The sequence below is a fragment of the Psychrobacillus sp. NPDC058041 genome (genome assembly GCF_042885655.1).
Lineage (GTDB): Bacteria > Bacillota > Bacilli > Bacillales_A > Planococcaceae > Psychrobacillus.
The window spans coordinates 293,525-306,011 of the sequence record NZ_JBHVRO010000001.1; the positions used below are offsets into that span (position 1 = coordinate 293,525).

Genomic DNA, 12,487 nt, shown 5'->3' on the forward strand with positions numbered 1-12,487 from the left:
GGGCTGGACTTATCCACCATTTGAGGGTGTTGTCGCAAATGATAAAGTTTATGGTCGAGGGGTATTCAAAGTGGGAGAAAATAAGGTGTATAATGAACGATTAGAAGAAAAGCTGACGTCCATTTTTGCTGGTGGGCATTCTAAATACCATGAAAAAATGAAAGAACAAAAGAAATTATTTGTTCGTGATCGTTTAGCTTTACTTTTTGACAATGGGGAATATATAGAAGATGGCCGTTTTGCTAATGTAGAAGCTGGTGATTTACCAGCAGATGGTGTTGTTACTGCTACTGGAAAAGTGAACGGACAAACAGTTTGTGTTATGGCAAACGACTCAACGGTAAAGGCTGGTTCATGGGGATCACGCACTGTTGAGAAAATTATTCGAATCCAAGAAATAGCTGAAAAAAATAGAGTGCCGATGTTGTATTTAGTAGATTCGGCAGGTGCTCGTATAACAGATCAATTAGATATGTTTCCTAATCGTAGAGGAGCAGGAAAAATATTTCATAACCAAGTAAGACTTTCTGGTTTTATCCCGCAAATTTGTTTGTTATTTGGACCATCTGCAGCAGGCGGAGCATACATACCGGCTTTTTGTGACTTAGTTATAATGGTAGAAGGTAATGCATCAATGTATTTAGGTTCACCGCGGATGGCTGAAAAGGTTATTGGCGAAAAAGTGACGTTAGAAGAAATGGGTGGAGCTCGCATGCACTGTACTGTAAGTGGATGTGGGGATGTCCTAGCAACTTCGGAAGAAGAAGCAATTTATGAAGCTAAACGATACTTAAGTTATTTCCCGTCGAACTACACAGAAAAACCTAAAAAAGTAGAACCTAAAGCAATAAAAGAAGGAAGAACGCTAGAGGCTATTATTCCGGAAAATCAAAATGCACCATTTGATATGTATGAAGCGATAGATGCCCTAATTGACGAAGGCTCTTTCTTTGATGTGAAAAAGTTATTCGCACCAGAGTTAATTACAGGGTTTGCTCGAATCGAAGGACAAGCAGTTGGTATTATTGCAAACCAACCAAAAGCAAAGGGTGGAGTACTTTTTGTAGATTCAGCAGATAAATCTGCGAAATTTATATCCCTTTGTGATGCATTTTCCATTCCATTACTATTTTTAGCAGATGTCCCTGGGTTTATGATTGGAACTAAGGTAGAACGTGCTGGAATTATTCGACATGGTGCGAAACTAATTGCTGCCATGAGTTCTGCAACAGTTCCAAAAATCTCTGTTATTGTGCGTAAAGCGTATGGAGCAGGGTTATATGCAATGGCAGGTCCAGCATTTGAACCGGATGTATGTATCGCGTTACCTACTGCACAAATTGCTGTTATGGGTCCAGAAGCAGCAGTTAATGCTGTATACTCCAATAAAATTGAAGCAATCGAAGATCCAAAAGAACGGTTAAAGTTTGTGCAAGAAAAGCATGCCGAATATAAAGAAGAAATTGATATTTATAAACTTGCTTCTGAAATGATTATCGATGAAATTGTTGCGCCAAGTGATTTACGTAACGAACTTGCTAATCGTTTTAGATACTACGAAAATAAAGAAATTGCGGTGGCACCTCGAAAACATCCAGTGCTTCCTGTTTAATAAAAATAACCTTTTCAGCAATAGATTAGGTTAAATTCTCTAGTAATTTAATAAAAAAAGGTCTACCAATATGGTAGGCCTTTTTAAAAAGACAAAAAATTATATTAATTTTTGTGTGCAAAGAATCCAGTATATAAAGTACAGGTTGATCTCCGCTCCAGGCGGACGCTTTCTAGGGGGCAAGCATCAAGCCGCTTCGGGCCAACACGACGTTGATCACAAAGGCGTTGCCACACGATGTGGCGCTCTTAGCCTTTAAACAATTGAATGCTCAGTACAGGATCTTGATTTGCTTGCTAATCTCCTAAGAGTCGCCGCCTTTTGACCCAATCAACAGTCCTAATTAGAAAGGCAATATGCTTGATAAAAATAATGAGCTGGTACTTTTCTTTGTTTATCAATATGGCAAGCGGAATCAGAGAAAAAATAGGTAGTATTTACCGATATAGAAGTGAAGAGCTTCCGAAATGGTATCTTCGGAAGCTTTTAAAAGAGTAAGGAAGTAAATTTTCTCTAATTATCCAAACCAAATGCATCATGTCCTCACAAATTCCAAGAGGGCGACGGACAAACATCCGCCACAAGATTACCGAGAAAATGGATCGTGAAGTGACGTAGTCACTTCACGATCCAAAATTCCCGTTGTAATAGTGTAGCCAATGCTTTGTCCAAAGCACTCTGATAACGGTGAAGCCAAGATGCTCTTAAAGGGCGATTGCGCTTTTTTACAACAAGAAAGTTGAGGTGGGGAAATTGAAAATTGGGATTATAGGTGCTGGAGCAATTGGAATGCTTTTTGGTGCATATTTAGCGGATGAGAAAAATGACATATTATTTTATGTACGAAAGAATAATAAAACAGAAAATTTATACATAGAAAAAGAACCGAACGTTCCTGAACGTATTGTTTGTAATCAAGTAACTAAAATAGAAGAATTGTATGAAGTCGATTTGATTATTATCGCAGTGAAGTATCATCATTTAAACCAATTAAAAAATGAATTAGATTTACTCCCAAAAAGCATACCACTTTTATTTGTACAGAACGGCTTACTCCATGTACCTTTTGCTGATCAATTAAAGCAATCGACCATCTTAATTGGTTCTGTATTGCACGGTGCTACAAAAGTAAATCAGTATACTGTTCGTCATCTAGGAGTTGGGATAACAACTATCGGGATTCATAGAGGTGTCTGGGATGAAGTAGACTCTTTAATACACTGTTCTTCTAACAAGTTTCCTATTATTTTTACTACTAACATTCAAGTTATCCTTTTTAAAAAAGCTTTGCTTAATTGTTTGATAAATCCTTTAACTACAATCACTCAAGTTGAAAATGGAGTATTAATAAAAAATGACTCCTATAGGATTATTTTGAAAAATATGTATGAAGAATTAATGGGGGCATTCGAGGATTGGAGAGAGCTACTATCTTGGGAGGAGGTTGTAGAACTTTGTAAAAATACGGAATATAATCGTTCTTCTATGCTCACGGATTATGAGAATGGTCGTTTAATGGAAATTGATACAATTGTCGGTGCGGTAATTGACGAAGCGAAAAAACGAAATAGGGTATTGTCTGTGTTGCACACTTTCTACTTAATGTTAAAAGAAATGAACAAAGTAGGTGATCACGATTACTAAAATATTTTCCTTTATTATATTATTTCCTGTAATTCTATTTATCTTAACCTTTATAATATCGAAATACATATTAAGTAAAAGAAAAAAATCATTCGGTGTTGCAGCGGATGTGACTACTTTTTTATTATTTTTCTCTGTATCTAATGCATTTTCTATTGTATTTTCAAAAAGTATATTTTTGCTGATGATCATTATCTCTCTGCTAATAGCAACTATATTTACATATTTAGATTGGAGAAATCAAAAAGAAATCGAAGTCATGCCTCTCCTTCGGAAAATATGGAGATTGTTATTTATATTATTATGCGTAACATATGCGTTGATTTTGTTTATCGGTGTTTTCCAATATGTATTAAAATATGTAAGCTAATAATTTTTAACAGGGTACATCGAAGTGATATACTCATAAGGTAATTAAACAATCTTGCAGTGTTTGTTTTCTGCAAAAGTTTAAGCCTAGTGCGAAGTCGTTTTCTGTGTAGCTTTATAGGATGAAACAGAATATATAAGCCAAGGTGAATTTAATAATTAGAGGTGGAAAAATCGTGCGAGTAGAGCAATACACACAACCATTCGCTTCCTCATTTTATAAGAAATATTTAGAAGATCCAGCTAGTTTGTCTTCTTTCTTTCATTATGAATGGAATCAAAAGGCATTAAATAATAGGCTACGGGAAACTGATTTTAATAAGCATAAAAGAAGTGATCTTGTTAAGGTTTTAAGTAGTTATATGGGTCAATTTGGAATATCTGAAAAAAGCAATATGCATTTAGAGGAATTGAAAGATAACGGAATTGTAATTATTGGTGGACAACAAGCGGGATTAATATCGGGTCCGCTGTATTCCATTCATAAAGCAATTTCAGTTATTACTTTAGCCAAGCAACAAAGAGAAATTCTTGGAGTGCCTGTAATTCCAGTATTTTGGATAGCAGGAGAAGACCATGATATAGACGAGATAAATCATGTGTACATAGAAAGAGGAAGAAGACTTCAAAAATTTGTATATCCTGAAGTATCCAGAATTAAAAAAATGGCTTCTCAAACTACTTTAGATAAAGAAATTATGAACTCTTACTTAGAGGAATTATTTCAAAGCTTGCCAGAAACATTAAACACAAAAGAATTATTCCAAAAGGTAACATTACTGTTAGAAAGTAATTTAACGTACAGTGATTTTTTTGCAGCGTTAATGAACTATCTTTTCCAAGAGGAAGGTTTACTATTAATAGACGCAGCATATGAACCTTTTCGAAAACTAGAAAGTGAATATTTTCAACTTTTGGTGAAGAATTCTTCACAACTCGCAAAGGTTGTGTTTGAAAATGAAGTGGCATTTGAACAAAAGGGATTTGGTACGCCAATTCAAACAAAAGAAAGTGCGGCTAATTTATTTTATGTAGAAAATGGGGAAAGATTTTTGCTTGAAAGAAAAAATGGGGATTTTGTCCATGAAGCAAAAGGAATATCTTTTTCAGAAGAAGAAATGATAGATCTCGCTAATAATTATCCAGAAAAGTTAAGTAATAATGTCGTAACTAGACCTATTATGCAAGAAATGGTCTTCCCTGTTTTAAGTTTTATCGGTGGACCTGGAGAAATTGCTTATTGGGGCACCTTAAAATCAGCATTTGAGCTCTTTAACATGAAAATGCCTGTTATAATGCCGAGATTAAGTATAACCATTGTGAATTCGAAAACCCAAAACTTGTTGGAAAAGTTTTCTTTTTCCGTACCAGATGTATGGGAAGGGAAAGTAGAAACAGCTAAACAACAATCTATTAATGAGCATAGAAGTGAAAAAATACCTGAGCTTATAGGTACTATTAAGCAAGAATTATCCGACAAGTACAAAGAACTTGAGAAACTTCTTCAAAATGAAGATTTAAAGTTAGTTCCATTAATAAATAAAAATTTGGGCTATCACGAAAAACAATTAATTTTTATCCAGAATGCAATTGAGGATACATTCCTTGGAAAGATTGATGCTTCTATTCATCGTTACGATCGATTGAATATGGAAATGATGCCGAATGGTGGATTACAAGAAAGAACTTATTCCCCACTTCAGCTATTAAATGAGGTTGGTGTGAATCTTATCAAAGATCTTTTAGAGATACCATTTGAATTTAACGGAAAACATCATATAGTGTTAATTTAGTTTTTAAGCCTCCAATACTTGGAGGCTTTTTATATGGGTAAAATATCTTGATTTTACACAGTTTTTTTTTTTATTTTCTTCTTTTCAGTTATCTCAACAAGTACTATTTACGCATTTTAAAAAATAAAATGACTAAATTTTAAAAATGAGTGGAGGAAAGTGGGGCGATGTGGTATGTTAATCTCATAAAGTGGGGTGAGTAGCATGTTCATGGGTGAGTATCAACATAACGTTGATCCGAAAGGCCGGTTAATCATACCTTCCAAATTTCGGGAGCATTTAGAAGATTGCTTTGTTTTAACACGTGGTCTTGATAATTGTTTATTTGGTTATCCTATGAATGAATGGCGAAAACTCGAAGAAAAATTAAAAGAACTTCCAGTTACTAAAAAAGATGCCCGAGCATTTACTCGATTTTTCTTTTCAGGTGCAACGGAAGTTGAAATTGACAAACAAGGTCGTATTAATATCCCAAGTAATCTCCGTAGTTATGCAAAGATGGATAAAGAATGTATCATTCTTGGCGTTTCAAATCGTCTAGAAATATGGGCTAAAGATGCATGGGAGAATTACTTTGAAGAGTCCGAGGATTCCTTCAATGATATTGCTGAAAATATGATTGGTTTTGATATTTAACTTAATTCTGGGAAATTAAGACTGGAGATAAAGTTATAGCCTCAGACGGAGCTAGCTCTATAACAATCTAGACTCAAAATTAGCTAAAGCGAATTAGAAAAGAGGAGGAAAAAGGCTTGTTTCATCACACAACGGTATTATTAAAAGAAACGGTAGATGGACTTGCCGTTCGTCCAAATGGTATTTATGTGGACTGTACACTTGGTGGTGCGGGACATAGTGAATACTTAGTAAAGCAGTTAGATGATAACGGCAGGTTAATATGCTTTGATCAAGATATGACTGCTATTGAAAATGCTAAGAAAAGATTAGCTCCTTATCTGGATAAAGTGACATTTATTCATGCAAACTTTCGTTATCTAAAAGAAGAACTTGCGAATATTGGAATTTACCAAGTAGATGGTGTTTTGTATGATTTAGGTGTTTCTTCACCTCAGCTTGATACACCAGAGCGTGGTTTTAGTTACAACTATGATGCTCCGCTCGATATGAGGATGGATCAAACGAGCGAGTTGACTGCCTATCATGTGCTAAACGAATGGCCATATGAAAAGCTTGTGAAAATCTTTTTTCGGTACGGAGAAGAAAAGTTTTCAAAGCAAGTTGCTCGAAAAATAGAACAGGCTAGAGAAATAGCTCCAATTGAAACAACATTTCAACTAGTGGATTTAATAAAAGCTGGAATTCCTGCCGCAGCTAGAAGAACAGGTGGACATCCTGCCAAACGAATTTTTCAGGCGATAAGAATTGCTGTAAATGATGAATTAGGAGCAGCAGAAGATTCTATCGAAGATGCTATTAAGGTAATAAAAGTGGGTGGAAGAATTAGTGTTATTACATTCCATTCTCTTGAGGATAGATTAACAAAAACTATTTTTAAAGAAGCTGCTTCATTACCTGATTTACCACCAAACTTACCAATTATTCCGGCAGGTATGGAACCAACTTTGAAACTAATAACACGAAAACCAATATTACCTTCAGAAGAAGAATTAGAAGTAAATAACCGTTCTAGGTCAGCTAAATTAAGAATTGTGGAAAAAATTTATGAAAAGGGAAGTGTCTAAATGGCTTTACGTAAACACCAGTCACAAACATACATAAGTCGCCCTTCTTTTCCTGAACAACCACAAATAAAGAAGCAGGCAAAACAACATAAAAAATTATTAACAAAAGGTGAAAAAATTCTATTTCTCGGTTTATTATCTGTAGTAACAATATTAGCGATATTTATTATTCAAACACAGGCTGCCGTTCGTACAACAAGTGCGGATATACAACTCATGGAAAAACAAATCGATAATACTTCAAAAGAGAATACAGACTTGTCCATACAAGTAAGCGAATTATCTACCTATGATCGTATTTGGAAAAAGGCGGAAGAGCTCGGTTTGAAATTAAATGAGCAAAACGTAAAGGTAGTACCAGGACAATGAATAAAAAATTTCGTTTTCAATGGGGAGCCTTTCTAATGTTTTTACTATATGGAGGGCTCTTTTTTCTATTACTAGGTCGATTTGTATTTATACAAGTAACAGGGACTGCGGATGGGCAAGTTTTATCAGCGAGAGCAGAATCAAAGTATAATAGAGAACAATTGATACAAGCAAATAGGGGAAAAATAGTGGATCGTAATGGAGAAGTAATTGTAGAAGATACACTAAGCTACAAAATGATTGCAGTTATTAGTCCTAAAGCTACTAATAATAGTAATACTCCCCGCCATGTAATCGATCCAGAAAAAACTGCGCAAGTATTATCCAAGTATATTGATATGTCAGAACAAGAAATTGTTGATTTACTCAATAAAAATATAAAAGACGGAAAGTATCAAGTAGAATTTGGGAAATCTGGACGAGATATTAGTTATAAAAAAATGACAGAAATAAAAGATTATAAACTTCCGGGTATTATTTTTATTCAAGACATGAAAAGACTATATCCAAATGGTCAGTTTGCTTCCCATCTAATTGGCTTCGCTTTAAAAGAAGAGAAAGACGATGGGAAAACGGTTGCAGTTGGAAAGATGGGGCTTGAATATATTTATGATAAAGAATTAACTGGAACGCCAGGAAAAGTCGAATTCAAGGGTGATACGAAAGGATTTTTATTACCAAATGCAGAAAAAATGATCACGAAACCTCAGGACGGAGACACGATCTATTTAACGATTGATAAAACGATTCAAAATTTTCTTGAGGATGCGCTAAATAAAGCTCAAGAAAAATACAATCCTGAAAAGATAACTGCGATAGTTGCGAATCCAAAAACAGGTGAGATTCTTGCGATGTCTCAAAGACCAACATTTGAACCTAATACAAGAGATGGTCTTTCAACAAACTGGTTAAATGAAGCGATAGAGCAAACTATTGAACCTGGGTCAACGATGAAAATTTTCACATTGGCATCTGCTATTGAAGAAGGAGTATGGGAACCGAATGCAACATATAAATCTGGTTCATATACTGTTTATGATAGAACGATTCGAGATCATAATGTGTATGGATGGGGAACGATAACCTTTTTAGAAGGATTTCAGCGATCTTCTAACGTATCAATGGCATACTTATTAAATAGAATCGGTGACGAAACATTTATAGAATATATCCATCGATTTGGTTTTGGTGAAAAAACGGGCATTGACTTGCCGAATGAAGCCAGCGGTACTGTAAGTGATCAGTATCCAATTAACAGAGTAACTACTACTTATGGTCAAGGGACGACAGTTACACCAGTACAACTAATACAAGGTATGACTGCCATTGCAAACAAAGGAAAAATGATGCAACCGTATGTTATCGATAAAATTGTCAATCCAAACACTGGAGAGGTAATAACTGATCACAAACCTACGGAAAAGAAATCTCCAATTTCAGCAAAAACGGCAGATCAAGTTAAAGAAATACTAGCAAGTACAGTAACGTCTGAACATGGTACAGCAAAGCGATTTAAGTTAAATGAATATACAACTGCTGGGAAAACTGGAACTGCGCAAATAGCCAAACCTGGTGGTGGATATTATTGGGGAAGTAATTTCTTTTTATATTCTTTCTTAGGTATGGCGCCTGTGGAAGACCCAAAATTAATCGTGTATGTGGCAGTTCATAAACCACAATTGGAAGGCACGGAAGTGGGGTCTGAACCTACTTCAGACATATTTAAATCTGTTGTTGAAAATAGTTTGAAATACTTAAATATTCAGCCTGAGAATTTAGAGCTTGCATCTCCGATTAAAATGCCAAATGTAGTTGGTAAAAATGTAATAGAAAGTCAGAGTTTGCTAGAGTCTCAAGGTTTAAAAACTGTTATAATTGGGCAAGAGGAGCAAGTTAGAGAACAATTCCCTGCTGAAGGAACTTCCATGTTAGCAAGTGGTACTGTATTTGTTAAGGGCGATGGGGAAATTCAGTTACCAAACTTTTCTGGGTGGTCTAAGCGAAATCTTATGATATACAAATCACTATCAAAAGTTCCAATTGAAATTGTTGGTGAGGGTTTTGTGACAAGTCAAAGTCTCACAGCTGGATCTGCTGTTTCAGATACTACCCCTGTTGTCGTTCATTTATCGACGCCAAAGGAATTAGAAACTCAGTCCGAAGTAAAGCAAAATATGGAAATCTCTTCACAAGACTAAATTAGTGATAGAATAGTTAGTGTCATTTTCTCATACGTTATCTAAAACGACTAAAAGGAGAAAATGTAATTTCAAAATTAAAACAGATAATGCGTCTGCGAGTTATTTGGATAATTACCATATTGCTATTTTTAGCAGTAATATTGAAATTAATTCAGCTTCAATTTTTTCAATTTGACGAATTGACAAGGAAAGCAAAAGAAAGCTGGGATCGGGAGTTACCTTATGCATCACTTCGAGGTAATATTTTGGACAGAAATGGGGAAGTGATTGTTGGAAATAAGCTTTCGCCAACATTATTTTACATGCCTTCCCAAAATGATGATCCGGAGAAAGTGGCAGAACAAATTGCACCTCTGATTAATATGGAAAAAGAAGCATTATTTGAACAACTCAATAAAAGGGCTTCTATCATAAAAATTGCACCAGCTGGAAAAAATATTTCTGCTGAACTTGCAATGGAAATTCAAGATATGAATATTAAAGGTTTATATTCAGGTGTCGATTATGTACGAAACTATCCATATGGAAATATGCTTTCTAGATTGCTTGGGTTCACAGGATATGATACACAAGGTCTTGCGGGGATTGAATACCAATACGATTCTATACTAAAGGGGAAATCCTCCGCAATTCGAATGTACACTGATGCTAAAGGGGTGCCTCTTCCTCATGTAGATGATGGTTTAAAAAACGGTGTTTCAGGAAATCACGTCCAACTAACTATTGATTTGAAAATTCAAGAGGTAGTAGAAAGAGAACTTTCACAAGCAATGAAAAAATACGAAGCAACTCAGGCTATTGCAATTGTGATGAATCCTAAGAATGGTGAAATACTTGCGCTTTCTTCCACACCAAATTTCGATCCATCCTCGTATCAAGAAGTGGACTCTACAATTTATAATCGTAATTTACCAGTTTGGATGACTTTTGAACCTGGTTCTACATTTAAAATTATTACTTTAAGTGCTGCAATTGAGGAAAATGTAGTCGATTTGGAAGAAGATCATTTTTATGATCCTGGATACACGATGGTAGAAGGGGCACGCCTTCGTTGTTGGAAAAGAGAAGGTCATGGTGATCAAACATTTTTAGAAGTTGTAGAAAATTCATGTAATCCAGGATTTATAGAATTAGGAAGAAGAGTAGGTCCAGAAAAGCTTCAGGATTACATACGTAAATTTGGATTCGGTCAGTCGACAGGATCGGGTATGGCTGGAGAATCAACGGGTATTTTATTTAGTAAAGAAAGATACGGTCCAGTTGAACATGCTACTACATCATTTGGTCAAGGTATTTCTGTTACACCGATCCAGCAAGTGCAGGCGGTTGCAGCTGCGGTAAATGGAGGTTATTTATATAAACCATTTATTGTTAAAAACATTTTAGATGGTGAAACAAATGAAGTTTTATCAAGTTCTGAACCTGAACTAAAGCATCAAGTAATTAGTGAAGAAACGTCAGCAAAGGTTCGAGATGCACTCGAACATGTAGTTGCGGAAGGATCAGGTCGGAATGCTTATAGAGACCAGTTGCGCATAGGTGGTAAAACTGGAACTGCACAAAAAGTGCAAAACGGGAGATATATGGACGGAGAGTATATTGTTTCCTTTATCGGTTTTGCTCCAGCAGATGATCCAGAGTTAATCGTATATGTAGCGATTGATAATCCTAAACATAGTTCTCAATTTGGAGGAGTTATAGCAGCCCCTATTGTTGGGCAAATAATTGAAGATTCATTAGATGTAACTGGTGGTGGAACTCAACTAGAAAAAGAATATCGTTGGGGGGATATCCAACAAGTTCGTGTACCAAACTTAGTAGGAACGAAGAAAAAAGAAATAACCGAGTACATGTACTCATTTCAAATTGTTTGGCATGGTGACGGAGATGAAATACTTTCTCAATTACCAAAAGAAAATAGTTTGATTCCAATTGATGGGAAAATACATGTCTACACAAAATAATTAACTATAGTTCATTTATCGATAGTTGATTGCAATTAAGGAGATTTTTTATGACATTATCTACAACTATTATTACAATTATTTTAAGCTTTTTATTGTCTGTTATTCTTGCACCAATTGTTATTCCGTATTTAAGAAGAATGAAATTTGGTCAAAGTATAAGAGAGGAAGGGCCAGAATCTCATCAAAAAAAAGCTGGAACGCCAACAATGGGCGGACTCATATTTTTACTATCTATTATTATATCAACCTTAGCGATATCATTTTTCTTCGATAAGTTAACGACACAAACGATTGTACTACTTATTATTTTAGTAGGCTTTGGACTAATCGGATTTTTAGATGATTTCATTAAAGTTGTATTAAAGAGAAATTTAGGTTTAAATTCTAAACAAAAATTGATTGGCCAAATTATTATTTCTGTAATTGCTTATTTTTTGTTAAAGCTCGGACCATTTGATACAACGCTTGCCATTCCTTTTACAAAAATAGTAATATCACTTGGCCAATTTTATGTAGCTTTTCTTATATTTTGGTTGGTTGGATTTTCAAATGCAGTAAATTTATCGGATGGATTAGATGGTCTAGTGTCTGGAACTGCATCTGTTTCTTTTGCTACTTTTGGTGTTATTGCACTTGCTTATGAACAAACAGATATTGCAATTTTTGCTTTTAGTGTTTCAGGTGCACTTTTAGGATTTTTGTTATTCAATAAAAACCCTGCAAAAGTTTTTATGGGTGACACGTGAAGATATGTTCCACTAGGTCTAGTGTCTGGAACTGCATCTGTTTCTTTTGCTACTTTTGGTGTTATTGCACTTGCTTATGAACC

Annotated in this window: 9 protein-coding genes and 1 pseudogene; all 10 read left to right on the top strand. The window is 35.1% G+C overall.

Features of this window, described 5'->3' with window-relative positions:
- Nucleotides 1-70: 70 nt before the first annotated feature.
- Nucleotides 71-1,612: an acyl-CoA carboxylase subunit beta gene (locus ACFVR1_RS01340; protein ID WP_387579944.1), complete on the top strand. Its 1,542-nt coding sequence runs from the start codon at nucleotides 71-73 to the stop codon at nucleotides 1,610-1,612.
- Between the two features lie 753 nt (nucleotides 1,613-2,365).
- Nucleotides 2,366-3,256 carry a ketopantoate reductase family protein gene (locus ACFVR1_RS01345; protein ID WP_387579348.1) on the top strand — a complete coding sequence of 297 codons (891 nt, stop codon included), beginning with the start codon at nucleotides 2,366-2,368 and terminating at the stop codon, nucleotides 3,254-3,256.
- A complete protein-coding gene (locus ACFVR1_RS01350; protein WP_387579351.1) occupies nucleotides 3,240-3,626 on the top strand; it encodes a DUF3397 domain-containing protein in 387 nt (128 codons plus the stop codon). Before ACFVR1_RS01345 ends, ACFVR1_RS01350 begins: the two co-directional genes overlap by 17 nt.
- A 175-nt stretch (nucleotides 3,627-3,801) precedes the next feature.
- Nucleotides 3,802-5,418: a bacillithiol biosynthesis cysteine-adding enzyme BshC gene (bshC, locus tag ACFVR1_RS01355; RefSeq protein ID WP_387579353.1), complete on the top strand. Its 1,617-nt coding sequence runs from the start codon at nucleotides 3,802-3,804 to the stop codon at nucleotides 5,416-5,418.
- 204 nt (nucleotides 5,419-5,622) lie between these two features.
- Entirely contained in the window at nucleotides 5,623-6,054 is a 432-nt protein-coding gene (gene mraZ, locus ACFVR1_RS01360) for a division/cell wall cluster transcriptional repressor MraZ (RefSeq protein WP_387579355.1), read from the top strand.
- Nucleotides 6,055-6,170: 116 nt separating this feature from the next.
- Nucleotides 6,171-7,121 (top strand): 16S rRNA (cytosine(1402)-N(4))-methyltransferase RsmH, encoded by a 951-nt coding sequence (gene rsmH, locus ACFVR1_RS01365; RefSeq protein WP_387579358.1) that lies wholly within the window; start codon nucleotides 6,171-6,173, stop codon nucleotides 7,119-7,121.
- On the top strand, nucleotides 7,122-7,490 hold the full coding sequence (gene ftsL, locus ACFVR1_RS01370; RefSeq protein WP_387579360.1) for a cell division protein FtsL: 369 nt from the start codon (nucleotides 7,122-7,124) through the stop codon (nucleotides 7,488-7,490). It begins immediately after the preceding gene.
- 35 nt (nucleotides 7,491-7,525) lie between these two features.
- Nucleotides 7,526-9,688 carry a penicillin-binding transpeptidase domain-containing protein gene (locus ACFVR1_RS01375; protein ID WP_387579362.1) on the top strand — a complete coding sequence of 721 codons (2,163 nt, stop codon included), beginning with the start codon at nucleotides 7,526-7,528 and terminating at the stop codon, nucleotides 9,686-9,688.
- A gap of 89 nt (nucleotides 9,689-9,777) precedes the next feature.
- Nucleotides 9,778-11,655, top strand: coding sequence for a stage V sporulation protein D (locus ACFVR1_RS01380; RefSeq protein ID WP_387579365.1), 1,878 nt, complete (start codon nucleotides 9,778-9,780; stop codon nucleotides 11,653-11,655).
- Nucleotides 11,656-11,705: 50 nt separating this feature from the next.
- A pseudogene (gene mraY, locus ACFVR1_RS01385) lies at nucleotides 11,706-12,401 on the top strand (phospho-N-acetylmuramoyl-pentapeptide-transferase); the annotation flags it as partial.
- Nucleotides 12,402-12,487 lie beyond the last annotated feature (86 nt).